Origin of the sequence: Ruegeria sp. ANG10 (assembly GCF_040705255.1) — a bacterium.
Taxonomy (GTDB): domain Bacteria; phylum Pseudomonadota; class Alphaproteobacteria; order Rhodobacterales; family Rhodobacteraceae; genus Ruegeria.
Genome location: NZ_JBFCVU010000003.1, coordinates 396,575 through 422,002 on the forward strand (window position 1 = coordinate 396,575; position 25,428 = coordinate 422,002).

General features: G+C 58.6%; 28 protein-coding genes. 14 read left to right on the forward strand and 14 right to left on the reverse strand.

The features are described from left to right. Positions 1-11 precede the first annotated feature (11 nt). Complete coding sequence (locus AB1A64_RS09030; RefSeq protein ID WP_170348307.1) at positions 12-335, forward strand: 2Fe-2S iron-sulfur cluster-binding protein; 324 nt, start codon at positions 12-14, stop codon at positions 333-335. Next, a complete protein-coding gene (locus AB1A64_RS09035) occupies positions 335-1,123 on the forward strand; it encodes a VCBS repeat-containing protein (RefSeq protein WP_366551106.1) in 789 nt (262 codons plus the stop codon). Before AB1A64_RS09030 ends, AB1A64_RS09035 begins: the two co-directional genes overlap by 1 nt. A gap of 92 nt (positions 1,124-1,215) precedes the next feature. Here the strand turns inward: AB1A64_RS09035 and purD are convergent, their stop codons facing one another. Next, positions 1,216-2,478, reverse strand: coding sequence for a phosphoribosylamine--glycine ligase (gene purD, locus AB1A64_RS09040; protein ID WP_366551107.1), 1,263 nt, complete (start codon positions 2,476-2,478; stop codon positions 1,216-1,218). Positions 2,479-2,553: 75 nt separating this feature from the next. Between purD and xseA the strand changes: the two genes are divergently transcribed. After that, positions 2,554-4,047: an exodeoxyribonuclease VII large subunit gene (gene xseA / locus AB1A64_RS09045; protein ID WP_366551108.1), complete on the forward strand. Its 1,494-nt coding sequence runs from the start codon at positions 2,554-2,556 to the stop codon at positions 4,045-4,047. A 7-nt stretch (positions 4,048-4,054) separates the two neighbouring features. On the opposite strand, the gene AB1A64_RS09050 is transcribed toward xseA, so the two are convergent. After that, positions 4,055-4,450 (reverse strand): hypothetical protein, encoded by a 396-nt coding sequence (locus AB1A64_RS09050; protein ID WP_366551109.1) that lies wholly within the window; start codon positions 4,448-4,450, stop codon positions 4,055-4,057. Between the two features lie 124 nt (positions 4,451-4,574). Here AB1A64_RS09050 and AB1A64_RS09055 point away from each other — a divergent pair, with 124 nt between their 5' ends. From AB1A64_RS09055 to AB1A64_RS09075, 5 genes are all read left to right on the forward strand, one after another. Then, positions 4,575-5,213 carry a lysoplasmalogenase gene (locus AB1A64_RS09055; RefSeq protein ID WP_366551110.1) on the forward strand — a complete coding sequence of 213 codons (639 nt, stop codon included), beginning with the start codon at positions 4,575-4,577 and terminating at the stop codon, positions 5,211-5,213. Positions 5,214-5,271: 58 nt separating this feature from the next. Beyond that, complete coding sequence (gene ftsY, locus AB1A64_RS09060) at positions 5,272-6,435, forward strand: signal recognition particle-docking protein FtsY (protein WP_366551111.1); 1,164 nt, start codon at positions 5,272-5,274, stop codon at positions 6,433-6,435. An 87-nt stretch (positions 6,436-6,522) separates the two neighbouring features. Next, positions 6,523-7,425, forward strand: a complete 903-nt coding sequence (locus AB1A64_RS09065; RefSeq protein WP_366551112.1) for an EamA family transporter — start codon at positions 6,523-6,525, stop codon at positions 7,423-7,425. A gap of 16 nt (positions 7,426-7,441) precedes the next feature. After that, positions 7,442-8,047 (forward strand): inner membrane-spanning protein YciB, encoded by a 606-nt coding sequence (locus AB1A64_RS09070; protein ID WP_170357834.1) that lies wholly within the window; start codon positions 7,442-7,444, stop codon positions 8,045-8,047. A gap of 140 nt (positions 8,048-8,187) precedes the next feature. After that, a complete protein-coding gene (locus AB1A64_RS09075; protein WP_366551113.1) occupies positions 8,188-8,856 on the forward strand; it encodes a Crp/Fnr family transcriptional regulator in 669 nt (222 codons plus the stop codon). 217 nt (positions 8,857-9,073) lie between these two features. Here the strand turns inward: AB1A64_RS09075 and AB1A64_RS09080 are convergent, their stop codons facing one another. From AB1A64_RS09080 to rpiA, 6 genes are all read right to left on the reverse strand, one after another. After that, the gene (locus tag AB1A64_RS09080; RefSeq protein WP_366551260.1) at positions 9,074-10,510 is read right to left on the reverse strand and encodes a DegQ family serine endoprotease; all 1,437 of its coding nucleotides are present in this window, start codon (positions 10,508-10,510) and stop codon (positions 9,074-9,076) included. 185 nt (positions 10,511-10,695) lie between these two features. Next, on the reverse strand, positions 10,696-10,890 hold the full coding sequence (locus AB1A64_RS09085) for a DUF2065 domain-containing protein (RefSeq protein ID WP_366551114.1): 195 nt from the start codon (positions 10,888-10,890) through the stop codon (positions 10,696-10,698). Beyond that, complete coding sequence (gene hflC / locus AB1A64_RS09090; protein ID WP_366551115.1) at positions 10,890-11,768, reverse strand: protease modulator HflC; 879 nt, start codon at positions 11,766-11,768, stop codon at positions 10,890-10,892. Before hflC ends, AB1A64_RS09085 begins: the two co-directional genes overlap by 1 nt. Then, positions 11,768-12,910 (reverse strand): FtsH protease activity modulator HflK, encoded by a 1,143-nt coding sequence (gene hflK / locus AB1A64_RS09095; RefSeq protein ID WP_170348294.1) that lies wholly within the window; start codon positions 12,908-12,910, stop codon positions 11,768-11,770. Before hflK ends, hflC begins: the two co-directional genes overlap by 1 nt. A gap of 72 nt (positions 12,911-12,982) precedes the next feature. Further along, positions 12,983-14,341: a glutathione-disulfide reductase gene (gene gor, locus AB1A64_RS09100; RefSeq protein WP_366551116.1), complete on the reverse strand. Its 1,359-nt coding sequence runs from the start codon at positions 14,339-14,341 to the stop codon at positions 12,983-12,985. 270 nt (positions 14,342-14,611) lie between these two features. After that, on the reverse strand, positions 14,612-15,397 hold the full coding sequence (rpiA, locus tag AB1A64_RS09105; RefSeq protein WP_366551117.1) for a ribose-5-phosphate isomerase RpiA: 786 nt from the start codon (positions 15,395-15,397) through the stop codon (positions 14,612-14,614). A 167-nt stretch (positions 15,398-15,564) separates the two neighbouring features. Here rpiA and AB1A64_RS09110 point away from each other — a divergent pair, with 167 nt between their 5' ends. From AB1A64_RS09110 to AB1A64_RS09125, 4 genes are read left to right on the forward strand one after another with little or no spacing between them, the layout of a single operon-like run. Further along, positions 15,565-16,266: a glutathione S-transferase family protein gene (locus AB1A64_RS09110; protein ID WP_366551118.1), complete on the forward strand. Its 702-nt coding sequence runs from the start codon at positions 15,565-15,567 to the stop codon at positions 16,264-16,266. 1 nt (position 16,267) lies between these two features. Then, complete coding sequence (locus AB1A64_RS09115) at positions 16,268-17,641, forward strand: L-serine ammonia-lyase (protein WP_366551119.1); 1,374 nt, start codon at positions 16,268-16,270, stop codon at positions 17,639-17,641. A gap of 22 nt (positions 17,642-17,663) precedes the next feature. Next, positions 17,664-18,074, forward strand: a complete 411-nt coding sequence (locus AB1A64_RS09120; protein WP_366551120.1) for a GFA family protein — start codon at positions 17,664-17,666, stop codon at positions 18,072-18,074. Positions 18,075-18,114: 40 nt separating this feature from the next. After that, positions 18,115-19,029 carry a DMT family transporter gene (locus tag AB1A64_RS09125; protein WP_366551121.1) on the forward strand — a complete coding sequence of 305 codons (915 nt, stop codon included), beginning with the start codon at positions 18,115-18,117 and terminating at the stop codon, positions 19,027-19,029. On the opposite strand, the gene AB1A64_RS09130 is transcribed toward AB1A64_RS09125, so the two are convergent. Beyond that, entirely contained in the window at positions 18,974-19,681 is a 708-nt protein-coding gene (locus tag AB1A64_RS09130; protein WP_366551122.1) for a thiamine diphosphokinase, read from the reverse strand. The two genes, AB1A64_RS09125 and AB1A64_RS09130, sit on opposite strands and share 56 nt — an antisense overlap. A gap of 121 nt (positions 19,682-19,802) precedes the next feature. Here AB1A64_RS09130 and AB1A64_RS09135 point away from each other — a divergent pair, with 121 nt between their 5' ends. Next, positions 19,803-21,419: a hypothetical protein gene (locus AB1A64_RS09135; RefSeq protein WP_366551123.1), complete on the forward strand. Its 1,617-nt coding sequence runs from the start codon at positions 19,803-19,805 to the stop codon at positions 21,417-21,419. Between the two features lie 77 nt (positions 21,420-21,496). On the opposite strand, the gene AB1A64_RS09140 is transcribed toward AB1A64_RS09135, so the two are convergent. From AB1A64_RS09140 to nthA, 5 genes are all read right to left on the reverse strand, one after another. Next, a complete protein-coding gene (locus tag AB1A64_RS09140) occupies positions 21,497-21,739 on the reverse strand; it encodes a DUF2842 domain-containing protein (RefSeq protein WP_170513242.1) in 243 nt (80 codons plus the stop codon). Continuing rightward, on the reverse strand, positions 21,739-23,034 hold the full coding sequence (locus tag AB1A64_RS09145) for an adenylosuccinate synthase (RefSeq protein WP_366551124.1): 1,296 nt from the start codon (positions 23,032-23,034) through the stop codon (positions 21,739-21,741). Before AB1A64_RS09145 ends, AB1A64_RS09140 begins: the two co-directional genes overlap by 1 nt. A gap of 187 nt (positions 23,035-23,221) precedes the next feature. Beyond that, positions 23,222-23,560: a nitrile hydratase accessory protein gene (locus AB1A64_RS09150; protein ID WP_366551125.1), complete on the reverse strand. Its 339-nt coding sequence runs from the start codon at positions 23,558-23,560 to the stop codon at positions 23,222-23,224. Next, a complete protein-coding gene (nthB, locus tag AB1A64_RS09155; protein ID WP_366551126.1) occupies positions 23,557-24,234 on the reverse strand; it encodes a nitrile hydratase subunit beta in 678 nt (225 codons plus the stop codon). The genes AB1A64_RS09150 and nthB overlap by 4 nt, the downstream gene beginning before the upstream one ends. Continuing rightward, the gene (gene nthA / locus AB1A64_RS09160) at positions 24,231-24,845 is read right to left on the reverse strand and encodes a nitrile hydratase subunit alpha (RefSeq protein WP_366551127.1); all 615 of its coding nucleotides are present in this window, start codon (positions 24,843-24,845) and stop codon (positions 24,231-24,233) included. Before nthA ends, nthB begins: the two co-directional genes overlap by 4 nt. Before the next feature lie 150 nt (positions 24,846-24,995). On the opposite strand from nthA, the gene secG reads away from it, so the two are divergent. Further along, the gene (secG, locus tag AB1A64_RS09165) at positions 24,996-25,361 is read left to right on the forward strand and encodes a preprotein translocase subunit SecG (protein ID WP_058280875.1); all 366 of its coding nucleotides are present in this window, start codon (positions 24,996-24,998) and stop codon (positions 25,359-25,361) included. Positions 25,362-25,428: the final 67 nt, after the last annotated feature.

Below are 25,428 nucleotides of genomic sequence, written 5' to 3' on the forward strand. Positions count from 1 at the left end.
AGACGCACGCAATGGCAAAGATCACCTATGTCGAGCATGGCGGTACCGAACATACAGTCGAGGTCGCCAACGGGCTGACAGTCATGGAAGGGGCCCGCGACAACAACATCCCCGGCATCGAGGCCGACTGCGGCGGCGCCTGCGCCTGCTCGACCTGCCATGTCTACATCCACCCCGACTGGGTCGAGAAAGTCCCAGGCAAGGATGACATGGAAGAAGACATGCTGGATTTTGCCTATGAGCCCGACCCGACCCGTTCGCGCCTGACCTGCCAGATCAAGGTCACGGATGAGCTGGACGGTCTAGTAGTACAGATGCCCGAAAAGCAGATCTGATGTTTTTCAAAGCGCCGCGTCTGCCTGATCGCCTGTGGCAACATCGGGCACGCGGCGCGCTGATGGCGTTAAGCGTGTGGCTTGCGGGGGTGGAACCCCTTGCTGCAGACACCATCACAAGCGCCCGCTTCACCGAGCCAACGGCACGCTATGCCCACGGCGTACTGGGCGACGACATCGAATATGGCGCGCTTGAACTTAAAGTTTCGAATACGTCAACTAAAACGCTCTTCATCCAGCCGGTCTACAAACGCTCGGTTCTGACCATCAAGTTGCCGCTTGATCGCGTATTCGAAGACATCGCGCCACGTATTGTCGATGTAGATCTCGACGGCAGATTCGAAGTGATCGTCGTGGAATCCAGCGCCCATACCGGGGCACAACTCGCAATCTACAACGCACGTGGAGAAAAGATCGCAGCCACGCCCCACATTGGGACCCGCTTTCGCTGGCTCGCTCCAATTGGCGCAGCGGATCTGGATGGCGATGGTCTAGTCGAAATCGCTTACATCGACCGCCCGCATCTGGCCAAAACCCTGCGCATCTGGCGCTTTCAGAACAGCACACTGACCGAGATCGCAACCCTACCCGGTCTGACCAATCACCGGATCGGCGAAGACTTCATCACCGGCGGCATTCGCAAATGCGGAGGAAGCCGTGAAATTATTGTGGTCAACGCCGACTGGAGCAGCATTGTTAGCGTCAACTACGATGATGGCTGGAAAAAACGGGAACTGCTGCCTTTTACCTCGTCCGCAATGAAATGGGCGCTGGCCTGCTCCAAATAGAGCCAACCGCAGCCCGCGCCAGCGGGCTGCCCGGCCCAAGGCCTTTGGCGGTGCATCTTTGATGCACCGTCAGGGCGCGGGAGGCATTGGGATCAGAGCGCCCGCCAACCGATATCGCGACGGAAAAACCCATCAGGCCAGTCAATGCCATCGACAGCCGCATAGGCCCGGTCCCGCGCCTCTGGCAACGTGTCTCCGCGCGCGGTGACATTCAGAACGCGACCGCCAGAGGCCACGATCTGACCCTCCGACGCCTTGGTTCCGGCGTGAAACACCATACTCCCGCTATCCTCGGGCAACCCTTCAAGGCCGCTGATCACACTGCCCTTTTCGTACTTGCCTGGATATCCATTCGCCGCCATCACCACGGTCAGGGCATGATCATCAGCCCAGTTTACCCGCGCCTCGCCCAACCGGCCTTCGGCAGCGGCATGCATCAAGTCCATCGCCTGCGCACCAAGGCGCATCATCAGAACCTGACACTCGGGATCACCAAAGCGCACATTGTATTCCACCAACCTAGACTGACCATCCTTGATCATCAGACCGGCATATAGGACGCCCTGAAACGGCATGCCGCGACGCTTCATTTCGGCCACAGTGGGCTTGATAATCTCTTCCATCGCGCGTTCTTCGATCTCAGCGCTCAGAACCGGTGCCGGGGAATAGGCGCCCATACCGCCTGTATTCAGGCCGGTATCACCTTCACCCACGCGCTTGTGGTCCTGTGCGGTGCCGATGGACAGGATGTTCTCACCATCGCACAACACGAACAGTGACGCCTCTTCGCCATCCATGAACTCTTCGATGACCACCTCAGCCCCTGCCCCACCAAAGGCGCCGCCGAACATGTCGTCGATGGCGTCCAATGCGGTTTGGTCATCCATCGCCACGATCACGCCCTTGCCTGCGGCCAATCCGTCGGCCTTGACGACAATCGGAGCCCCCTGTTCGCGAATATAGGCTTTGGCTGGTTCAGCCTCGGTAAACCGCGCATAGGCTGCGGTCGGTGCGCCCGACGCATCGCAGATTTCCTTGGTAAAACTTTTCGACGCCTCCAACTGCGCTGCCGCCGCAGAAGGCCCGAACACCAGCACGCCTGCTTCGCGCAGGCGATCTGCCACGCCGGCAGCCAAGGGGGCCTCGGGGCCGACAATCACGAAATCAATCGCGTTTTCTTCGGCAAAGCTGACGACGTCGCCACCGTTTTCGATATCAAGCGCGGCGCAATCCGCGATCTGCGCGATCCCGGCATTTCCTGGCGCTACGATCAGACGGTCACACTTAGGGTTCTGCATCACCGCCCAGGCCAGGCTGTGTTCCCGCCCACCACTGCCGAGAATGAGGATATTCATGAATGCTCTCCGATCTGCTTGGCCTCGCCTTGCGCGCGTTCTAAGCTGGCCGAGCATTTGACACAAGGCGCTGAAATGTCCGACCTGCTTGACGACCCCATTCCCGGCCAAAACACCCCTGAATACACAGTTTCAGACATCTCGGGCGAGGTGAAACGCACGCTCGAAGGCACGTTCGGCCGAATCCGTGTGCGCGGCGAGGTCGGTCGCGTTTTCAAGGCGCGGTCGGGGCATCTGTATTACGACATCAAGGATGACCGGAATGTGCTGGCCTGCACCACGTGGAAGGGTCAAATCTCAGGGCTGTCCGTTGTTCCGGAAGAAGGGTTGGAGGTCGTCGTCACCGGTCGACTGACCGCCTTTGGCGCGCAGTCGAAATACAATTTAAACGTCGATGAGGTCGCGGTTGCCGGTCAAGGCGCGCTGATGGCGTTACTGGAGAAACGCAAGAAACAGCTTGAGGCCGAAGGACTGTTTGCCCCCGAGCGCAAAAAACCGTTGCCCTACCTGCCGCAGGTCATTGGCGTGGTTACTTCTCCTTCAGGGGCGGTCATCCGGGACATTCTGCACCGCCTGCGGGATCGGTTCCCGCGCAAGGTTCTGATCTGGCCAGTCGCCGTGCAGGGGTCGAACTGTGCCCCCGAAGTTGCGAGTGCAATCAACGGGTTCAACAAGTTAACACCCGGCGGAGCCCTACCCCGCCCCGACCTGATCATTGTCGCCCGTGGCGGCGGATCGATCGAAGACTTGTGGGGCTTTAACGAGGAAATCGTCGCGCGTGCCGCTGCGGGATCAGATATCCCGCTGATCTCGGCCGTGGGACACGAGACGGACACGACGCTGATTGACTACGTCTCAGACCGTCGTGCGCCCACTCCGACCGCCGCCGCCGAACTGGCCGTGCCCGTGCGGATAGAGCTGCTGGCCTGGACCGGCGAACAAGGCGCACGTCTGTCGCGGGCCGCAACCGACGCGGTCCAACGTCGGTCGCAGCGCCTGCGCGACCTGTCCCGCGCGCTACCGCGCCCGGACAGCCTGTTGAACACCCCGCGACAACGGCTTGATTTGATTGCAGATCGCCTGACCCCGGCGTTGGAGCGCGGTGTGCAGAACCGCCACCTGCAAGTGGTTAAGCTTTCCGCCCATTTGCGCCCCTCGACCCTGCGCAACCTCGTTTCAAGCCGACAAGAAGCGGTGCGCAACCTGTCGTCACGCCTGTCCTTGCGTCCCATTCAGCGTGAGATCGAGATACAGCGCCAATCCATCACCCGGTTGGCCGAGCGTATGAACGCCGCCCAAACAACGCGTCTGGACCGGATGCGACAACAGCTGGACGCCACCGACCGCCTACGCGAAACGCTCAGCTACAAGGCAACGTTGCAACGGGGTTATGCCGTGGTCCGCGCCGACGATCAGGTTGTCACGACAAAAGCTCAGGCTGCAAAGCATGGCTCACTTGAGATAGAGTTCGCCGATGGCGTGCTGAACACTGGTCAAACAGCTGCCCCACGATCAGCTACGAAAAAAACGACCAAAAAAGACGCGTCTGATCAGGGTTCATTGTTCTGAGCCGGTCTCAGACGCCAACATCCGGCCCATGGCAGATCATCTCTTCGTCAACATCCTCGGCCTCGTAGAGTTCTGTTTCTTCCGGGTCGCCTTCGAATTGCGCGATCAGACCGCCCCCTGAACGGGTGAATACCCAGCATTGCGGATCCAGTCGGTCTTCGTAGATGAAACAGATCTGTGCATCCTTTTCGTACCAGACACCATGCTTGCAATCGCCATCCAGAAACGACCAGATAACGCGGCGATTGGGCAAGTACCGCTCGACGCCATATACCTGCCCCTGAAAACCGTAGAACAGGGTTTTCCCCCGCGTGTAGTCGTCAAAATCCGCACCCGACAGGGCTGATTGAGCCGACACTGAATACGCGGGCAGCAAAAGAAGAATCACAAGATATCTGAGCATAGCCACATTCTGTCAGAAGCAATTGTCCGGCGCCAATCACCATTTCCGCAGGATCGCTGCCTCAACGTCACGGTTGAGGTGAATCAACAACCCGTCACAAGCTGCTGAAAACGGAGAGGTATCTATGACAACTGTACTGTTCTGGCTCGCGACTGTCTGTGCTTTGGCCTACCTGCCGCTGTCACCGCGCCCGGCCAGCACTTTGCGATCCGTGTTGAAAACTGCATCCGTCGCCTTGCTGGCCGTGACTGCCTTGTTGGGTGCAGGTCCGCTTCTTCTGGCCGTCGCTCTCTTATCGTGCGCCATTGGCGACGCACTGTTGTCGCGCGAGACTGAGAACACTTTCATGGCCGGGATTGGGGCCTTTGCCGCCGGTCATCTTGCCTATATCGCCCTGTTTCTCACCCATCCTTCAAGCAATCTTGCCCTGATTTTCGAACAGCCTGGATATTTCTGGTCCCTCATCATTCTGGGCATTGTCGCCGCCACCCTGTTGGCCCCACGGGCCGGGGACCTCAAAGGTCCTGTGCTGGGTTATATACCAATCATCCTGGGGATGGGCGTCGCCGTACTGACCCTGCCTGAAACCGGCGCCCTCAGATGGGCCCTGCCTGCAGCTCTGGCCTTCATTGCCTCGGATCTTATCTTGGCAACCGAAAAGTTCCTGCTGCCTAGCGGCCATCCCGCCCTGAAGATTACGCCTTATCTGGTCTGGCCACTTTATTGGGGCGCTCAGGCGGGTCTTCTGATTGCGTTCCTCTGACCCTTTGCAACTGCCGCAAATCCGCATTAGGTGAGGGGAACACCTGCGGAGACCAAAAATGGCGTTTTTCTCAAAGCTCAAGGACAAGTTGTTCAAATCCTCGTCCCGCCTCGAACAGGGGCTTGAGGCCATTGTCGAAGATGGGGGCGAGGAAACGGCCGCACCCGACCCGATTATCCCAGCCCCAGAGCCGCAGCCAGAACCCGTACCGGAAGTTCCTCAACCAGTTCCCGAAGTGCCCGAACCTGCGCCAGCGCCGCAACCGGTCGAGGTACCCGAGCCCGCGCCTGTTGATCCGACACCTGCCCCCCCGCCCCCCGAGGCAGCACCCTCCAAAGGCGTGTTGGGTCGGCTGTTTGGACGCAGCGAGGCCAAATCCGCCGTGCGCCGCACGCTGGATGACGACATGCTGGAACAGCTCGAAGAGCTGCTGATCGCCTCGGATATGGGCGTGGATACTGCCTTGCGTGTCACCGCCAACATGGCCGAAGGGCGCTTTGGCCGCAAACTCTCGACCCAGGAAATCAAACAGCTTTTGGCGCAGGAAGTGGCCCGCGTAATGGAGCCGGTCGCCAAACCCCTGCCCATCTACGCCAAACGTCCGCAAGTGGTGCTGGTCGTCGGCGTGAACGGGTCGGGTAAGACCACAACGATCGGCAAACTGGCCAGCCAGTTCAAGGCTGCTGGCAAAAAAGTCGTGATCGCCGCCGGTGACACGTTCCGCGCCGCCGCTGTCGAACAGCTGCAAGTCTGGGGCGAACGCGCAGGCGTGCCAGTCCTGACCGCCCCAGAAGGGTCCGATCCGGCCAGCCTTGCCTTTGACGCGCTGACCAAGGCGCAAGAGGACGGAGCCGACCTGCTGATGATCGACACCGCCGGTCGTCTGCAGAATCGCGCCGACCTGATGGAAGAACTGGCCAAGATCGTTCGCGTTATCCGCAAAGTCGACGAAACCGCGCCGCACAACACTTTGCTAGTGCTGGATGCCACCACCGGTCAAAACGCGCTGAGTCAGGTGGAGACCTTCCGCAATCTGGCGGACGTCTCGGGCCTGGTGATGACCAAACTGGACGGCACGGCCAAGGGTGGCGTTCTAGTCGCACTGGCCGACAAGTTCGGCCTGCCTATCCACGCCATCGGCGTCGGAGAGCAGATCGACGACCTCGCCCCCTTTGATCCCGAAGAATTCGCCGCCGCGCTCACCGGTCTTGAGCAATCCTGATCCGCAGCTTCATCTGGCCCCAAATACCTTCCGGGGGTCTGGGGGTGGAAAACCCCAGCCTCTCCCTCCAGCGAAAAGACCTGATACTTGAGCGACTGGCTGATCTCTTTAGAAGGCACGGAAGCAGGCCACCAATTGGCTCTCGGCCTCGCTTTGATGGCCGCCTTCCTGCACGCGGTGTTCGGAGCCTTGCAAAAAGGCCGCCACGATCCCTGGCTGTCACGCGGCGCTATCGACGCGAGCTATTGCCTGATGGCTGCGCCGTTCGCCTTTTTCGTGGTGCCGTGGCCAGAACCCTACATGTGGCCAATCTTTGCCACCGTCTGGCTGATCCATGTCGCCTACAAAGTCCTGCAGGCAATGGCCTATACCAAAGGGTCATACACTGTCGTCTACCCGGTTGTCCGCGGCACCGGCCCCCTGTTCACCGTCATCGGTGCCTACCTGCTGTTCGGAGAAACCTTCACCGGCATTCAGTGGTTCGGCGTGGCTGTCCTGCTGGCCGGTATCTTTGGATTGGCCGCCTATAACTTTCGGTTTCTCGAAACCAACCGCGACACGTTGGGCATTGCGCTGGTATTGGCCGTTGCGACCGGATTGTTCGTGGCGCTTTACACCACCTATGACGCTTATGGCATCCGCGCCACCGCCGATCCGTTCACCTTTCTGGCCTGGTTCTTCATGATCGACGGTGCGACCATGCCGATCTATGCCTTTCTGAGATGGCGCGCGATGATCAATCGCCCGACCATTGGACCTTTGATGCTGCGCGGCCTTGCAGGCGGCATTATCGCCCCCATGTCTTTCGGAGCCATCATGCTGGCTACAAGGCTCGACAAGGTCGGCGAAGCTGCAGTCCTGCGTGAAACCTCAACCGTCTTTGCGGCCTTGATCGGCTGGCTGGTGTTGAAGGAAACCGTGGGGCCAAGGCGGATTGCGCTGATGGCATTGATTGCACTCGGCGCCGTAATAGTTGAAATGGGCGGGTAAGCAGCAGGAAACCACTATGTCAGGCAAAAAAGAGATCAACCCGTTTCTAAAGCAAGTGCTGGAGCTTGGGCCTCCACTGGCTTTTTTCTTCATCTATCTGCGCCTGCGCGATGACAGCTTCCTGATCGGCGGCATCGAGTATTCCGGCTTTATCATTGCCACCATCCTTTTTGTGCCGCTTATGCTGGCCGCGATGGGGGTTCTTTGGTTTCTGACTGGTAAGCTCAGCCGGATACAGATTTTCACCGCATTCATGGTTATTTTCTTTGGTGGCCTGACCGCCTGGTTCAATGACGAGCGGTTTTTCAAAATGAAAACGACGCTAGTCTACGGCTTCTTTTCGATCATGCTTGGCATCGGTCTGCTGCAAGGCAAATCCTACCTCGCCTATGTCCTGGACGAGATGCTGCCGATGCGCCACGAGGGTTGGATGATCCTGACCCGGCGACTCTGCGGTTGTTTCGCGGTTCTGGCGGTGGCCAACGAATTTGTCTGGCGGACAATGTCCACCGACCTTTGGGTCAAGATCGAAACATTCGGCTTTCCCATAGCGCTGATGGTGTTTCTGATGCTGCAATTCAACCTGCTTCAAAGCTACATGGATGACCCCGACCACCAGTAGATGAACCGGTTGGGAAGGCGTTCGCCTCATACGTTTGCGATGGTTTGTCGGCCGATGCCGACAAAAACCTTGGCTTAAGGCCTAACCTGTGGAAAGTTGTGTCACCACCAAAACACTCACAGCCGGAGAATCTGGAACTCATGACGGCTTTCCCAGACAGCGGCTTCCTGTCCGAGGCATCCGACGGGTTAAAAGCCATGCTTTCCGCCCAGGCGACTGAAATCGCACTGGAACGCGGTGATGTCCTTTTTGAACAAGGCGATGAGGGTGACGCGCTGTTCGCCATCCTAGAAGGTACGCTTGAGGTGTCCTTTCTGGCCATGAGCGGCCGCAAGCTGTCGCTGACCCTGATGCGCCCCGGCGAAGTGTTTGGAGAGATCGCATTGTTCGACAGCGGCCCTCGCACCGCCACCATCGCCGCGGCAGAATCCTCGCGCATTTTGCGTGTCCGGCAGGGGGACGTGATGGAGCAAATTCGCCAGCATCCCGATCTGGCGGTCGACTTGATCCGATTGGCCGGTCTGCGCATGCGGTGGATGGGGTCGCAGCTGAATGAGCAGGTGTTCCTGCCGATGCCAATCCGGTTGGCCCGCAAGCTGTTACACCTGTCCGGACTTCAGGATGACCCATCAACCCGGATCACCCTGTCGCAAAGCGAACTGGCCGAATTCGTTGGCGCCACGCGCGAGGCGGTGTCCAAGACGATCTCGACCTGGAAACGCGACAACGTGGTCGAAGCTTCGCGTGGCGGGTTGATGATTCAGGATTTCCAGGCCCTGCGAGAACTGGCAGAATCCGACCTGATCTGACCCCTGTGACCTGCTTCACAGACCTTTTACAACATCAAGACTAATCTCTTAGTTGTTACCGTAGGAGGTCAGAGAATCATCCCCGATATCTGTCCACTGACCTCTCCCTGTATCAGAGCCATGCGCCTCCCCGGCGTGTGGCTCACCTTTTTTCACCCCCAAAAAACGCAAAAAGCCGGAGCGATAACCCCGGCCTTTTGGTTTATTTAGGTGTCAGTTACTCGCCCAGGCTCAGCGCCACAAAGCGCGGTTCACCGCCACGGCGTACTAGCAACAACAACGACTTGCGGCCTGCCTCGCGCGCTTCTTCCATGCGGGCCTCGAGATCTTCAATCGAACTGACCTTCTGCTGGCCAGCTTCGGTAATCAGATCGCCGGAGCGCAGCCCCTTGGAATAAGCTTCGGACGCTTCGTCCACCGCAGTCACAACCAGCCCTTCTGCATCCGCATCCAGATCAAGATCGGTGCGCAACGTATCCGTCAGGGGTGAAATCGTCAGGCCCAGAATATCGGCGTTTTCCTCAGGCGCGGCATCTGGTGTTTCCTCTTCCTCGCTATCCGCGCGTTCCGCTTCCTCACGACGGCCCAGCGTGACCAAAACGGTCTGAGTGCCCCCGTCGCGATGCACCACAACACGAACCGACTTGCCAACCGTAGTCTCGCCCACCTGACGCACCAGACCGCGCGTATCTTCGACCTCGACCCCGTCAAAGCTGAGGATAACGTCACCAGCAAGCAGGCCAGCATCTTTGGCCGGACCGTCCGGTACATCGCTGATCAGCGCGCCGCCGGGTTTGTCCAGCCCCATCGCTTCGGCCATGTCCTCGGTCACATCCTGAATGCGCACGCCCAGCCAGCCACGGCGGGTTTCACCGAATTCGCGCAGTTGGTCGACGACTTTAACGACCACGTTTGACGCCATCGAGAACCCAATCCCGATGGAGCCGCCGTTGGGCGACAGGATCGCGGTGTTCACGCCAATCACCTCGCCGTTCATATTAAACAGCGGCCCGCCCGAGTTCCCGCGGTTAATCGCTGCGTCCGTCTGAATGTAGTCGTCATAAGAACCGCTCAGCGCCCGGTTGCGAGCCGACACGATACCAGCCGAAACAGAAAAGCCCTGTCCCAGCGGGTTGCCCATGGCGATCACCCAATCCCCCACACGCGCAATGTCGCTATCACCGAATTGCACGTATTGCAGCGGACCCGAGGCTTCGACCTTGAGCAGCGCGATGTCTGTTTTTTCATCTGTGCCAATCACCTTGGCGGGCAGCTCTTTCTTGGGCTGGCCGTCGCCTGGGAAGAATTCCACAAGGATTTCATCAGCTTCCGCGATGACATGATTGTTGGTGACGATATAGCCGTCCTCGGAAATCACAAAACCCGATCCCAGCGCATTGCTGCGGCGTGGGCGGTCGCCCTCTTCGCCATCACGGTCCTGAAACTCGCGAAAGAAATCTTCGAACGGAGAGCCCTCGGGCACGATCCCCTGTGGGCCGGTTTGCCCTTCGATCAGGGTTGAGGTGGTGATGTTCACCACTGCCGGGCTGATCTTTTCGGCCAGCGGGGCCAGACTTTCGCTCCGCGCCTGCGCGGCGACGGATTGGGCCAGAACAAGCAACATCCCCGCAAAGGCCAACCACATCAGCCGCATGAAACCAACACTGTCGTCCCTTTGGACGGATATACTGCGCGCTTGTGCCTGCACTTGGGAACTCCTTGTCGAACAACGTCATAAGGGTGCCGCATAGCAACCCCTCTTGGAAACTAATGTAGTCAGTTTACCCAAGCCCGCAACTCGGGATCGCGGGGAATTCACTGGCAATTGAAATCACCGTGTCAAAACCCGAGTTGAAATGCACCCCACAACAGCACCAGACCGCTGACGATACACAGCAGACCGGCCAGACGTCGGGCCTGTTCAGGCAGTGACCGAAGCGCCTCGAGCATACGTTCAATAAGCGAAGGGGCCAGCGCATAGGCCAGCCCCTCGACAATCAGTACCAGCCCGAAGGCCAGAAGGATCAGGCCCATTACCGACCAGCCTGTCCGGTGGGCGATTTCAGGTAGTTAAAGAACTCGGAATCCGGGCTCAGAACCATCGAACTGTTGCTGCCGCCCAACGCATTTTCATAGGCCGACAAAGAGCGGTAGAATTCAAAGAACTCCGGGTCCGCGCCGTAAGCTTCGGCAAAGATCGCGTTGCGTTCGGCATCTGCTTCACCGCGGATGATCTCGGCCTCACGGCGAGCATCCGACACCAATTCGACCACAGTACGATCCGCCTGCGCACGCACACGCTGGGCCGCCTCGTTACCACGGGCGCGTTCATCGGTCGCCTCACGCTCACGCTCGGCTTTCATCCGGTCAAACGTGGCCTCAAGGTTGGCCTGCGGCAGGTCGGTTGCCTTCAAGCGCACGTCGATGACGTTGACGCCCAGCGCCTGCGCTTCGGCAATCGCGCTATTGCGGATGCGCAGCATCAGGGCGGCACGGTCGGAACTCAGGATATCGCGGGACGAAACCGAACCCAGCACTTCGCGGGTTTCGGCGCGCAAGATGCGATCCAGACGATCCTCGGCGACCGGGATACCGCCAACACCGACGGCCTGACGGAAGCGGTTCAGATCGGATATCCGATAACGCGCAAACGCATCGACAACCAGACGACGGTCATCCAGCGGCGTGACTTCCAGCGGCTGCACGTCGATCGATAGGATACGGTCATCATAGCGTACAACTTCCTGAATCAGCGGAATCTTGAACGCCAAACCGGGCTCTTCCTTAACGGCAACGACGCGGCCAAATTGCAGTACCAACGCACGCTCACGCTCGTCCACGATGAAAATCGAGGACAAGCCGATAACGCCCAGGATCACCACCAGAATGAGGAAAATAGGTGACTTACGCATCAGTTGCTCTCCTCAGTCTGATTGCGGCGCAGCTCGTTGAGCGGAAGGTAAGGCACAACGCCCTGCCCCGACCCTGTCGAGTTCTCGTCGAGAATGATTTTGTCTACGTCGCCCAGAACCTGCTCCATGCGCTCAAGATACAGACGCTTGCGCGTCACGTCGGGTGCCTTGGAGTATTCTTCCAGAACCGCGCTAAAGCGGCTGGCCTCACCCTGCGCGCCATTGATCTGCTGGGCGCGATAGGCTTCGGCCTCTTCCAGAACCTGCGCGGCTTCACCGCGGGCTTCAGCCAGAACGCGGTTAGCGTAGGCGTCAGCAACGTTCTGCAGACGGTCACGTTCCTGCGCAGCGGCTTGAACGTCGCGGAATGCTGCAATCACGTCCTGCGGCGGGTCGGCTTTGTCAAAGTTCACACGGACGATGTTTACACCAGAATCGTAGCTGTCCATTGTCAACTGAATCAATTCCTGCAACCGGTCTGCGATAATGCCACGGTCCCTGTTCAGGATCGGTGCCAACTCGCTTTGCGCAATGATCTCGCGCATCGCCGATTCAGAAACGGCCCGAATCGTCTGACGCGGGTCGCGCAGGTTAAACAGATACTTGGCCGGGTCGTTGATATTCCAGACAACCTGATAATCGATGTCGACCACGTTTTCATCGCCGGTCAGCATCAGGCCATCATCACTGCCGCGCGCACCGCCCATGTCTTCATTCTGTTCACGGGTTACCGGGATCACCTCGGCGGTCACAAACGGCCAAGGCGCGAAGTTCAGACCCGGATTCCCAACGGCTGAGAATTCACCCAAGAACAGCTCAACCGACTGTTCTTCCGGTTTGACCGTGTAGAAGCTCGCAGCTCCCCACAGACCCGCGGCAACCAGCAAACCAATCACTACTGTGCCTTTGGTAAAAACCGGACCACCGCCGCCCGCTCCCTGACCGCCGCCACGGCCACCGCCACCGCGACCGCCCATGAGGACGCGCAGTTGCTCTTGGCCTTTTTTCATCAGCTCATCGATCTCGGGGATCTGCGGGCCATCGCCTTCGGGAGGCTTGCGCCCGTCCCCGTTATTACCCCGATTTCCTCCGCCTCCAGAAGAGCCTCCGCCCCCCCAGGGGCCACCGCTGTTGCCCGCCATATGTATCTGTTCCTTCGTGTTGGACCGTGTGATCACGGTGTCCCTTGTAACTTGTGTGCGCGCGCTTGCAAATCAAGCAGTGCGAACAGGTTGCCGCATTGTCACCAGTTCTTCGGCCATAACCGGATGAACAGCAACCGTGCGGTCGAAATCTTCCTTGGTTGCACCCATTTTAACGGCGATTCCGGCCAGCTGGATCATCTCGCCCGCGCCCGGTGCCACAATATGGCAACCCAACACCTTGCGGGTCGCCTGGCTGACGATCAGCTTCATCAGCACCCGTTGCGTTCCACCGGCAAACGCCTTTTGCATCGGCTTGAACGAGGTCGCATATACTTCAACAGGCTCTTGCGCGGCAGCTTCTTCCTCGCTCAACCCCACGGTGCCGAACTCCGGTTGGGTGAAGATCGCAGTCGGGATCAGTTCGTGATCGACCGGCGTCGGGTTGCCTTTGAACACTGTTTCGACAAAAGCCATGCCCTCGCGGATCGCAACCGGGGTCAAATTCACCCGATCTGTCACATCCCCAATAGCAAAGATCGAAGGCACGCCCGTCTGGCTGTATTCGTCCACAACGATCTCGCCCTTGCGGCCCCGTTCAACGCCCACTGCCTCAAGCCCCAGGTTGTCGGCATTGGGCGCACGACCAGTGGCGTACATGACCACGTCGAAAAACTGTTCGGTTCCGTTGGTGGCTTTGACCCAAATCTTGTCGCCCTGCTTTTTCATCTCAAGCACATTTGTGCCAAGGTGCAGGTCGATGCCGTTCTGGCACATCTCCTCGCTGATCAGACCGCGTGCCTCCTCATCAAAGCCACGCAGGATTTGCGCACCGCGGTAGAACTGAGTGGTCTTCACACCCATCCCGTTCATGATCCCTGCGAACTCGCTGGCGATGTACCCGCCACCCACAATCAGGATGGATTGAGGCAATTTCTCAAGATGGAAGATTTCGTTTGAAGTGATGGCCAGATCCGAGCCCGGAAACTCGGGCACGACCGGACGACCGCCAGTGGCAATGAGAATATGTTTGGCGGTCTTACGGGTTCCATCGGCCAGCTCAACCGTATGCGCATCAACCACATGGGCACGCTGATCAAAGCTTTCGACGCCATTGTTTTTAAGGATGTTGCGATAAACCCCTTCAAGCCGATCCAGCTCCGCGACCAGCTTGTCGTGAAACTTGTTCCAATCAAGCCCGCCGGGTTTAACATCCCAACCATAGGCTTGCGCGTCCTGCATGGTACCCGAGAACTCACTGGCAAAGACCATCAGCTTTTTCGGAACACAGCCGCGGATGACACAGGTGCCGCCATAACGATCCTCTTCGGCCAGCGCCACCTTGGCACCATTCTCACCAGCTGCCACGCGCGCCGCGCGCACCCCGCCCGAGCCGCCTCCGATGACGAACAGATCATAATCAAAGCTCATTTACCGTGCCTCTTTCAAATTGCCGCAAGCGCCATCACAGCGACGCCACGGGTGTATCTTATTACTCACCACAGTCCAGACCGTTCTGGTGAGACAGTTGATCTTGCCAGGACGCAAAAAAATCGACCAGTAATGCTCAACCGTCCTTACGAACCGCTCAGATATGGGTTTCGCCATAGATTGCAACTGGAGGGGCATGCTCTCGAATGTGCCGTCCGGTTTTTGGAAACTGACTTCGCCGAATTGTAATGCCGAAAGCTCTGACATTCGTCAGTCAGCCAAATCCGAGAACAGGTTCTCACCACTGTCCACCAATTCGTCCAGCTCGGTGGTACCCGCGTTGATGTCGCGTAGTTCTACCCGGCCGTCGCCGTGGCCGATTACAACCTTGTCACAGATATCGATGAACAACCCGTTCTCGACCACACCTGGCACCTGATTAAGCACCAGCGCCAACTGGCGCGCGTTGCCGATGCGCTGCAGGTGCAAATCCAGAACGTGGTTGCCTTCATCTGTCACAAAAGGGGCTTCACCATCCATCCGCAGCATGGCCGAAGTGCCCAGAACATCCATCGTGTCCAGCGCCTCTTGGATCAAAGTGCGGGTGGTTTGCCAGCCAAAGGGGATCACCTCGACCGGCAAGGGGAAGGCGCCCAGGGTTTCGACCTCTTTGCCGGCATCAGCGATGACGACCATCTGGTCGCTGGCCGTGGCGACAATCTTCTCCTGCAGATGCGCACCGCCGCCACCTTTGATCAGGTTCAGCTCGCCATCGAATTCATCCGCGCCATCAATCGTCAGATCCAGCCACCCCGCCTGATCCAACGAGACCACCTCTATCCCGACTTCGCAGGCCAGTTGCGCGGTGCGGGTCGACGTCGGAACGCCCTTGATCCGCAGCCCCTCGTTTTTGACCCGCTCACCGATGCGACGCACCATCCAGGCGGCTGTTGTCCCTGTCCCCAGACCGACACGCATTCCGTCTTGCACCATATCAGCGGCGTGACGTGCGGCGACAAATTTGGCGTTATCGATGGGTGACAGATCACGGGTCATGGCAGCGTTTCCCTATATTACTGCCAGACTTATACGAAATGCGACCACCAACCGCGAGTGCCAAATCGCCGCCATCATGCGTAAACATGGGTGGAAAATACGCGTTTCCGAAGGGAAACGTCGCAATCGAGGCTTCCAGCATTCGCCCTGCAAGTTACATAGAGGCCATGACCGCGCCCTATCGCCTTCATTATGCCCCCGACAACGCCTCGCTGGTGATCAGACTGGTGTTGGAAGAGATGGGCCTTCCTTTTGAGACCGTACTGGTGGACCGCCGCCGGAACGAACAGGACAGCGTGGCCTATCGGGCCTTGAACCCGAATGGATTGATCCCTGTGCTGGACACCCCGCAAGGACCGATCTTTGAAACGGCAGCCATTTTGTTGTGGCTGGCGGATACGCGCAAGCAACTGGCCCCTGCCCCCAACAGCCCGGATCGGGCAGCATTTCTGAAATGGCTTTTTTTTGCGTCCAACACGCTGCACGCCGATCTGCGCGTTCTTTTCTATGCCGAAAAGTACATCGACCCCGCGCAGGCCGAGACCCTGCGTGAAGGCATCCGCCCGCGCCTGCGTCAACATCTGCGGGTACTGGATGCCGAAGCCCAGAAAGCGCCGGATTGGCTGCAGGCCGACACCCCATCGGTATTAAGCTTTTATCTGGCGTGTCAAATGCGCTGGATGGCGCTGTACCCCGCCAGCGCGGATCGCAGCTGGTTTCAGCTCAGGGACACGCCCCATCTGCAAGACATCCTGACACGGTTGGAATCTCGCCCCGCAACTCAAGCCGCCATCGCGGCTGAGGGGTTGGGGGTTACGCCGTTCACTTCACCACGTTACGCTACACCTGAAGAAGGCTCAGCTACCTGATATGTTTCTATCTGTCTTCGATATGTTCAAAGTGGGCATCGGCCCGTCTTCGTCTCATACCATGGGGCCGATGGTGGCCGCCGCGCGTTTTCTGGACATGATGCGCGCGTCCCCGTTCGAATTTGCGGGGCTGCGTGGGTCACTCCACGGGTCGCTGGCCTTTACCGGCGTCGGCCACGCCACCGACCGCGCCACCATTCTGGGACTGGCCGGGTTCGTGCCTGACACCTACGATAACGATAAGGCCGAGGCCGCGCTGGCCGAGATTTCCGAAACGCATTCGGTCACACCCGAAGGGTTGCCGACGCTTCAGTTCAATCCAAAGACCGATCTGATCTTTGACTATGACAACAACCTGCCCGGCCATGCCAATGGCATGATCCTGATGGCCACCGACGCACAAGGCGATGTGATCCTGCGGCAGGTTTACTACTCGGTCGGCGGTGGTTTTGTCCTGACCGAAGAGGAACTGGCCGAAGGCAAGGCAACCGACGAGGGCGACCCGGTCCCATTCCCGTTCAAATCCGCCGCCGAAATGCTTGAGATGGCAAAGACCAGCGGCAAAAGCATCGCTCAGATGAAGCGCGAGAACGAAATCGCGCGCGGCTGTGCCGACAGCTTTGCCAAGGGCACTGCGCGTCTGTGGGAAGTTATGAACAATTGCATCGAACGCGGGCTAAATACTGACGGCATTTTGCCCGGTGGCCTGAACGTGCGACGCCGCGCCAAGGGCATTCACGATGCTCTGCTGGCCGAGCGGGGCATGAACCTGAACGCGCCGCATACCATCAATGACTGGATGAGTGTCTATGCCATGGCGGTGAACGAGGAAAACGCCGCCGGTGGGCAGGTCGTAACTGCCCCGACCAACGGCGCGGCAGGCACGATGCCTTCGGTGCTGCGCTATTACCTTGATCACGTGCCCGGCGCGTCGGAAAGCCATATCGAGGACTTCCTGCTGACCGCCGCCGCCATTGGCGGACTGGTGAAATATAACGCTTCGATCTCGGGCGCTGAGGCGGGCTGTCAGGCCGAGGTTGGAAGTGCGTCCGCAATGGCTGCGGCGGGCCTGTGCGCCGTCATGGGCGGTACGCCGGAACAAGTTGAAAACGCAGCCGAAATCGCGTTGGAGCATCATCTGGGCATGACCTGTGACCCGGTTGCCGGGCTGGTGCAGGTTCCGTGTATCGAACGCAACGGACTGGCGGCGATCAAAGCCGTTTCAGCGGCATCGCTGGCGTTGCGTGGTGACGGGAAACACTTTGTGCCGCTGGATTCCGTGATCGAAACCATGCGCCAGACCGGCCATGATATGCACGAGAAATACAAGGAAACGTCTTTGGGCGGTCTGGCGGTGAACGTACCCAACTGCTGATGCCGCAATAAGGGGGGATACCATGCGGGGACATTGTTTGTGCGGCACCATCCGGTATGAGGTTACGCCTCCGGTCCTGTCCTGTGTCACCTGCCATTGCGACAGCTGCAGACGCCAATGTGCCGCGCCGATGACCACTTATTTCGGCGTGCGCGACGGCCAGTGGCGCTGGACCAGGGACGAGCCGAAAACCTTTGCCTCGTCGCCCGGTGTCACCCGCAGTTTCTGCCCCAATTGCGGCACTCCGATATCATTCCGATCACAAGCCATGTCGGACGTGCTGCATCTGTACGTGGCAACACTGGAAGACCCGAACCAGTTGGAGCCAACTTTGCACGTGGCGCATGAGGAAAAGCTGAACTGGCTGAAACTGGGTGACGGCCTGCCCACTTGCATCGGTCCAGACTATACCAAGGTTCAACCCCTGCCCTAGACGCTTTCCACAGGGCGACAAACCCCGTAGCGTCGCCTGTATGACACAGGATCGTCCAGTCTTTGGCATCGTCCTGATGCTTGGCTTTTGCATCATCGCGCCGATGGGCGACGCGATGGCAAAGCTGTTGGCGGAAACCACGCCTATCGGCATGCTAGTCTTTGTCCGCTTTGCTGTTCAGGCACTTGTGCTGATCCCGCTGGCCGTACTGACCGGCCGATCACTGCGCATGCGTGGCCGTATCCTGTGGCTGACATTTATTCGCACGGTTCTGCATATCCTCGCTCTCTCAGCCATGTTCAGCTCACTGCTTTTCCTGCCGCTGGCCGACGCGATCGCCATCGTCTTTGTCATGCCGTTCATCATGTTGATCCTGGGCAAATACATACTGAAGGAAACCGTTGGCCCACGCCGCCTGATAGCCTGCGCCGTTGGCTTTGTTGGGACCTTGCTGGTCATTCAGCCCAGCTTTGTACAAGTGGGGGCCGCAGCCCTGCTACCGCTTGTGGTAGCTTTGCTCTTTTCCCTGTTCATGCTGGTGACGCGCCAGATCGCCAAAAATACAGACCCAATCGCCCTACAAGCGGCATCGGGCATGATGGCTATAATCCTAATGCTGCCAGTTCTGATGGCCGGAACAATCGGCGGCAGTTGGGCCGTATCGCTGATCTTACCGCCCCCGGACATTCACCTTTTGCTGATCGCAATCGGGCTGCTGGGCACTGTCGCGCATCTGTTGATGACATGGTCGCTACGCTTTGCGCCTTCGGCGACGCTGGCCCCGATGCAATACCTGGAAATTCCAATGGCCACCCTGTTCGGCTGGCTCGTATTTCATGACCTGCCCAACGGGATTGCGGCCATCGGCATAGCCATCACCATCGCCGCGGGCCTTTACGTCATTCTGCACGAGCGGGCCAACGCTCGGTCCGCCCCGACAGAAACGCCTGCATGATCTGATCCAAGGCGTTGCGCGGAACCATGACCAAAAGGCCGGGCCCGTCCACCTCCAGTTCCACATCAGCCAACGCGCGATTGGAGGTCCCGACGCGACCGCTCGGCTCTAACACCAGATCATCAATAGGCCATTCCAACCCACGGCTGCGCCCCGTTACCCTCTGAGTCGGAAATAGCGAAACCACATCGCCGGGTGAAAGGTCAAAAGCGATCCGCGGTGGGGCGTGGAACACGACTTCATGTTCCCCTAACAAAATGCAGGGACGATCCTGAAGCCGGATCAACGCGCTCAGCACTGCCAACTGGTGATCCAACCGCCCGCCCAGAAACCCGACACCCAACACCAGCGGTGCCTCGACACTGCGCAGGGTCTTGTCGAAATCCGTGCTGTCCTGCTCGCGGATCGGAAATAATCGGTCTGCCGGAATCCGGTCGCGATAGGCGCTGCTGAGCGAATCAAAATCACCGATAACCGCATCCGGCATCCGCCCCGAATCCATCAGCGGGATCGCTCCGCCATCTGCGGCAACGACGGTATTGACGCGAATCAGCACCAAATTTAGGTCTTCGGGACCGATTTCTCCGCCTCCGACCACCGCGATTGGCTCCTCAGACCGTACAATCGACTGATTTTTTTTAAGATTGATCATTTTTCCCGGATTTGGACACATTGAGACCACAAAATGGTAGGTTCATGCAGAGAGTATCGAGCCATAGGTGTGCCCTCTATTGGGTGGGTGGCTCTTGTAGTTTGTAGAGGACGTGCGTCTGATGGTACAGAATAACAAGGTTTTGACCGTTTCTTATGGAACCTTCTCGTGCACTTTGGAAGGCTTTGATGATTCCTTTGAAACGATGAAAGCGATTGCTGAATACTTCCGCGACCTTGCGGCTGATGATCGCTACTTTGGTTCTGAACCCCCACAGCCTGACACCGAAATGCTGACACGGATCGCGCAGCGTGACGCATCCCGCAGGGTCGAAGCCAGTCAGAACGACTCTGGCCTGCTGATCCGCGCAACCGAAGAAAACGCTCCATCCCCCCAACCTGCCGCCAGCGCTCCGGGATTGAATGTTATCGACACGCCGCCCTCTTCTCAGCCCGTTTTTTCTGACGCGGAAACCGTAGAAGATGCCCCGGCACCTGCCGCTGACAGTATTGCCGCCAAGTTGCAGCGCATCCGGGCCGTTGTCTCTCACTCCGAAGAAAACTCGGTCATCTACACGGAAGACGAAGACACGACCTTGATGAAAAGCGCCGCTCCGTCTGATGCAGTGGCTGCCGCCTTCGCAGCCGGTTCGCTTGACCCCGCTGATCTGGACGACACAAGCGAGGCCAGCGCACACGTCGAAACGCAAGAGGAAGCACCGGAAACAGAAGTAGCCGAGGCTGAGATGCCTCAGATCGAAGAATCCGAAGCCCCTGCGCTGGAAGTCGAAGCCGAGGATCTGGATTCAGAGGTGTTGGACGCGACATCTGAAGACCAGACCGAAGCAGAAGAGGAAGACACATCCGACGTGCTGTTCTCGGACCTTGAAGACATTGCGAAAAGCGATTCTGAAGAGGAAGCCAACATTCTCGACGACGCCGGTGCAGATGAAGACGTCGTCGAAGCCACCGACGAAGGTGTGTTGACGGAAGAGGATGAAGTCGACCTGCTGGAAGAGATTTCAAGCGTGGAAGCTGTACTGGCAAAACGCTCGGCCAATACAGACACTGAAACGTCAGATCTGGATCGGGACGTATCGCGCCTGATGGATAAGGCCGGCGAACAGTTGAACGACCCGGACACCAGCGATCAGCGCGAGGCCTACACGCATCTGCGGGCGGCCGTCGCCGCAACCGAAGCTGAACGTGGCGACGGTAAGGCCACAGCACAGGACAGTGAGGAACAGGGCTATCGTGGAGATCTTTCCTCGGTTGTCAGCCCGCGCCGCCCGGAAATTCAGGTCACCAGCATGCGCCCCAGCAGTGACGATGCAGCCCCGCTTAAGCTGGTCGCTGAACAGCGCATCGATAATCAAACCGTGGACGCCGGACCAGTTACCCCTCGCCGCGTCAAATCCGAAACTGAAGCCGAAGACGAAACACCCGAGGAAGGTGGCTTTGCTCTGTTCGCGCAGGAACAGGGCGCGCAGTCCCTACCCGACTTGCTTGAGGCTGCCGCCGCGTACCTGTCCTTTATCGAAGGTCAGGAACAGTTTTCGCGCCCGCAGCTAATGAACAAAATCCGCTCGCTCAAGCAAAATGACTTCAACCGCGAAGAAAGCCTGCGGTCCTTCGGTCAGCTGCTGCGCGATGGCAAGATTGAAAAAGCGGGCGGCGGGCGTTTCGCGGCCTCGACCCAGATCGGGTTCCGCCCGGATGACGAGCGCGCCGCGGGGTAAGCCCCGAACCAGTACAATAGAAAAAGGGCCAGAGGTTTCTCTGGCCCTTTTCTCATCATCACCTGAATTGCCGGTGATCAATCCGAGTTTTGCTCTGGGTCTTCTTTGCCAACACCTTTGAAGACAAATTTGAACGGCAGCGCCCACACGATGCCCAAACCAACATAGACCAGCAGTTCCAACCAGATGGGCGGACGGTCGAGCCAGTTCACCACCGTCACAACCGCCACGATATAGATGGGAAGCCCAATCAACAGCAGCACCAGCGACCAGCGCCGCCGGGCTTTGTAGCTCAGACCGGATTTGCCGTTATCGCTCATCAGTCGGCAAACGGGTCGGTCACCAGAATGGTGTCGTCCCGCTCCGGGCTAGTGGACAGAAGGGCCACGGGACACTCGATCAGCTCTTCGACGCGACGTACGTATTTGATCGCGTTGGCAGGCAGATCGGCCCAGCTGCGTGCGCCTTCGGTGGATTCGCTCCACCCCGGCACTTCTTCGTAGATTGGCTTACAACGGGCCTGCTGATCAGCTGCGGTGGGCAGATAGTCCAGACGCTCACCGTCCAGCTCATATCCCACGCAGATTTTCAGTGTCTCAAACCCATCCAAGACGTCCAGTTTGGTCAGCGAGATACCGTTCACACCGCTGGTCGCACAAGTCTGACGTACCAGACAGGCGTCGAACCACCCACAGCGACGCTTGCGCCCGGTGGTTGTGCCAAACTCGTGCCCACGCTCACCAAGGCGCTGACCATCCGCGTCATCCAATTCGGTCGGGAACGGGCCTTCACCCACGCGGGTCGTGTAGGCTTTGACGATTCCTAGAACGAAATCAATCGATCCCGGACCGATACCCACACCAGTCGCCGCCTGTCCTGCAATCACGTTGGACGAGGTCACAAAGGGATAGGTGCCGAAATCAATATCCAGCAACGCGCCTTGCGCCCCTTCAAACAGGATACGCTTGCCGGCCTTGCGCTTTTCGTTCAGCACCTTCCAGACAGGAGCGGCAAACGGAAGGATTTGCGGCGAGATCTCTTTCAGTTGGGCAATCAGCGCGTCCCGATCAACGGGCTCGATGCCAAGCCCCTTGCGCAGCGGGTCGTGGTGTTGCAGCGCACGATCCACGCGCGCCTCAAGCGTTGCTTCATCTGCCAGGTCAGCAACGCGTACAGACCGGCGCCCAACCTTGTCTTCGTAAGCCGGGCCGATACCCCGACCGGTGGTCCCGATCTTGGTGCCCTTGCTGGCTGCTTCTTCCCGTGCACGGTCTAGTTCACCATGAATTGGCAGTATCAGTGGCGTGTTTTCAGCGATCATCAGTGTCTCAGGCGAGATATCGACGCCCTGCGCCCGGATGGTTCCGATTTCCTTGATCAGGTGCCACGGGTCCAGCACAACACCATTGCCAATGACACTCAGCTTGCCACCTCGTACGACGCCTGACGGCAAGGCATGCAGCTTATAAACTTCGCCATCAATGACCAGCGTATGACCGGCATTATGCCCGCCTTGAAAACGCGCGATCACGTCTGCCCGTTCGCTGAGCCAGTCGACGATCTTGCCTTTTCCTTCGTCACCCCACTGGGCGCCGACAACAACCACATTGGCCATATCCGGTCCTTTTGCGCTGAATTATCAAACTCGGCTCATATAGCGGGGTCAAAGCGGCAGGGAAACCGGTAATTCGCCGCAGATGAGAACCGCGCAATGCGCGGTGCCTCCGGTGGTGTATTTTCGACCAGATGAAGAATGGCTCCCCTGTTCATCCGGCCTCAAACATCTTGGGGGAAGCGCGCGCCTATTCGCTTACCGCCAAATGCACTGGCTGACCGTGTGGCGTCGTCAGATAGGCCTCTTCCCAAGCATTTCTTATGCTTTGAATGTCACCCGGTGCAGCCGAACCTTGTTCGATCAACAATTGCTCCAAGGTCTCCAGCCAAGCGTGGAAATAATCATCCCCGCCGTCCAATTCCTTGTCCAATCCGTGCAATTTCAGCGTCTGTGAAAACCGTTCTGCCCACTTGGACCAGTCGAATCGTCCAGCCTCATTTAACGCAACGGTCACCGCGAAGACCTGCGCATGCCAGGGTACGGCAAAAACAGGCTCTGGCGCGGAATGTGTTGAACAGGAACTCATGCGGGCTCCAGATAGCTTTGCCACAGGTCCAGAACGACCACGTCCTTGGGATGTTCCGGGTCAGCCCACAACTCGGACGCGGCAAACGCCACCGCATACAAGGGCTCTGGTGCTTCGCCCAGACCATGCGCATTTGAATCTGGCAGCACATGCGTACCGTGCAGCCGTAAAATTCGGCCGTTTGCGCCTGCCGCATAGGTAGGTAGCCGCGTATGGCCGCCATTCACCAGGCGATTGGCCGACGGATCCACAGTGCGGACATTCTGCCCGAGCTCGAATCGTACCGGCACATCTGAAGGCCTATCTGCTGGCCCGCCTTTTGCCAACGCTCCTGAGACGGTTCCGGCCTTCAAAACACGGGCTGCCAAGGGGTGTGGGTCGTCGGTGTCCGCGCCCGACAAATCATCCAAGGTCAGCACCCCCTTCTCGACCAGCAGATCGGCCAGGCCGGATATCCACTTTTCATAATAGGAGAATCGCGCGTAGTCCTTGGGCGACAGCCTTTCGCGCGCGTGGCGCGAAACGTCGATATTCCATTGGCCCAGAAATCCGGCGGCTAGCGTTACGGCCAAGGCGCGGCCATGCCAGTCTTCGGCAAAGACCGGGGCGCTTTCGGCCTCGGGCTTAATCGGACCGTCCCCAAACCGACCACCCATATCATGAACACGGGTCATGACGGCACCTTGGGCAGGCCCGTTCCAATCATACTGTCACGGGTGACGAGCACGGTAAGGTCCTCTTCGCCCAGCCGTTCTGAGCCTTCCGGGCGCATGGGAAGCACGAGGTAACGTATTTCTGCGGTCGAATCCCATATCCGAACGGATGATTCTGGCGGCAATTCGACACCGAATTCGGCCAAGACCTTGCGCGGCTCACGTACCGCTCGAGCGCGGTAGGCGTCGGACTTGTACCAGCCCGGTGGAATACCCAGCAAAGGCCAAGGGTAGCAACTGCACAATGTACATACGACCATGTTGTGCTGTTCCGGCGTATTCTCGACCGCCACGATGTGTTCACCCTGCCGCCCATAAAACCCAAGATCAGCGACAACAGACGTCGCGTCCGCAAGTAGGGCTTTCTTGAACACAGGATCACACCACGCCTTCGCGACAACGCGCGCACCGTTTTGCGGACCGATCTTGTTTTGATATGTGTCGATAATCTCATCCAGCGCCGCCGGGTCGATCAGGCCCTTACGGGTCAGAATCGTCTCAAGCGCTTTAACTCGAAGCGCGGGATCGGGCGGCAACAGGGCGTGCGGGTGGTCGTGATCGTCATGAGGCATGGCCGCAGCCTGCGTTACGGATCATCCGCCTGTCCAGTCCCTTTGCTGTGATCTGAAATATCACCTTTCGTGATGCCAACTCATCCCTTGCCCCCGAAGGCAAACTTGCATAAGTACCACGCGATACACGCCACGCTGTACAGGAACACCATGGAAAACGTCGTTCTCATCATCCACCTCCTCTTGGCCCTGGGCCTGATTGCCGTTGTTCTGATGCAGCGGTCCGAAGGCGGTGGCCTTGGTATGGGCGGTGGCGGCGGTGGCGCCATGACAGGTCGCGCGGCAGCGACCGCTTTGGGCAAGGTGACCTGGATTCTGGCAGCCTGCTTTATCGTGACCTCGATCACGCTGACGATTTTGGCGGCTCAGAAGTCTTCGGGCAGCTCGGTTATTGACCGTTTGGGCGTTCCGGCACCCGCGGCAACCGAAGAAAGCACCCCGGCGGTTCCGTCGGCGGATGATCTGTTGCCTCCGGCGCAGGGCGACAACGCGCCTCTGATTCCTCAGGCCAACTGATCCACAAAACCTAGAAATCTGAAAGAGAGCTGCAACAGCATCTTGCGGTTCTCTTGCGCTATTGGCG

Coding starts and splice junctions, on each gene's coding strand:
- AB1A64_RS09030 (WP_170348307.1), top strand. CDS start 12: ATGGCAAAGATCACCTATGTCGAGCATGGCGGTACCGAACATACAGTC.
- AB1A64_RS09035 (WP_366551106.1), top strand. CDS start 335: ATGTTTTTCAAAGCGCCGCGTCTGCCTGATCGCCTGTGGCAACATCGG.
- purD (WP_366551107.1), bottom strand. CDS start 2,478: ATGAATATCCTCATTCTCGGCAGTGGTGGGCGGGAACACAGCCTGGCC.
- xseA (WP_366551108.1), top strand. CDS start 2,554: ATGTCCGACCTGCTTGACGACCCCATTCCCGGCCAAAACACCCCTGAA.
- AB1A64_RS09050 (WP_366551109.1), bottom strand. CDS start 4,450: ATGCTCAGATATCTTGTGATTCTTCTTTTGCTGCCCGCGTATTCAGTG.
- AB1A64_RS09055 (WP_366551110.1), top strand. CDS start 4,575: ATGACAACTGTACTGTTCTGGCTCGCGACTGTCTGTGCTTTGGCCTAC.
- ftsY (WP_366551111.1), top strand. CDS start 5,272: ATGGCGTTTTTCTCAAAGCTCAAGGACAAGTTGTTCAAATCCTCGTCC.
- AB1A64_RS09070 (WP_170357834.1), top strand. CDS start 7,442: ATGTCAGGCAAAAAAGAGATCAACCCGTTTCTAAAGCAAGTGCTGGAG.
- AB1A64_RS09075 (WP_366551113.1), top strand. CDS start 8,188: ATGACGGCTTTCCCAGACAGCGGCTTCCTGTCCGAGGCATCCGACGGG.
- AB1A64_RS09080 (WP_366551260.1), bottom strand. CDS start 10,510: ATGCGGCTGATGTGGTTGGCCTTTGCGGGGATGTTGCTTGTTCTGGCC.
- AB1A64_RS09085 (WP_366551114.1), bottom strand. CDS start 10,890: ATGGGCCTGATCCTTCTGGCCTTCGGGCTGGTACTGATTGTCGAGGGG.
- hflC (WP_366551115.1), bottom strand. CDS start 11,768: ATGCGTAAGTCACCTATTTTCCTCATTCTGGTGGTGATCCTGGGCGTT.
- hflK (WP_170348294.1), bottom strand. CDS start 12,910: ATGGCGGGCAACAGCGGTGGCCCCTGGGGGGGCGGAGGCTCTTCTGGA.
- gor (WP_366551116.1), bottom strand. CDS start 14,341: ATGAGCTTTGATTATGATCTGTTCGTCATCGGAGGCGGCTCGGGCGGG.
- rpiA (WP_366551117.1), bottom strand. CDS start 15,397: ATGACCCGTGATCTGTCACCCATCGATAACGCCAAATTTGTCGCCGCA.
- AB1A64_RS09110 (WP_366551118.1), top strand. CDS start 15,565: ATGACCGCGCCCTATCGCCTTCATTATGCCCCCGACAACGCCTCGCTG.
- AB1A64_RS09115 (WP_366551119.1), top strand. CDS start 16,268: ATGTTTCTATCTGTCTTCGATATGTTCAAAGTGGGCATCGGCCCGTCT.
- AB1A64_RS09120 (WP_366551120.1), top strand. CDS start 17,664: ATGCGGGGACATTGTTTGTGCGGCACCATCCGGTATGAGGTTACGCCT.
- AB1A64_RS09125 (WP_366551121.1), top strand. CDS start 18,115: ATGACACAGGATCGTCCAGTCTTTGGCATCGTCCTGATGCTTGGCTTT.
- AB1A64_RS09130 (WP_366551122.1), bottom strand. CDS start 19,681: ATGATCAATCTTAAAAAAAATCAGTCGATTGTACGGTCTGAGGAGCCA.
- AB1A64_RS09135 (WP_366551123.1), top strand. CDS start 19,803: ATGGTACAGAATAACAAGGTTTTGACCGTTTCTTATGGAACCTTCTCG.
- AB1A64_RS09140 (WP_170513242.1), bottom strand. CDS start 21,739: ATGAGCGATAACGGCAAATCCGGTCTGAGCTACAAAGCCCGGCGGCGC.
- AB1A64_RS09145 (WP_366551124.1), bottom strand. CDS start 23,034: ATGGCCAATGTGGTTGTTGTCGGCGCCCAGTGGGGTGACGAAGGAAAA.
- AB1A64_RS09150 (WP_366551125.1), bottom strand. CDS start 23,560: ATGAGTTCCTGTTCAACACATTCCGCGCCAGAGCCTGTTTTTGCCGTA.
- nthB (WP_366551126.1), bottom strand. CDS start 24,234: ATGACCCGTGTTCATGATATGGGTGGTCGGTTTGGGGACGGTCCGATT.
- nthA (WP_366551127.1), bottom strand. CDS start 24,845: ATGCCTCATGACGATCACGACCACCCGCACGCCCTGTTGCCGCCCGAT.
- secG (WP_058280875.1), top strand. CDS start 24,996: ATGGAAAACGTCGTTCTCATCATCCACCTCCTCTTGGCCCTGGGCCTG.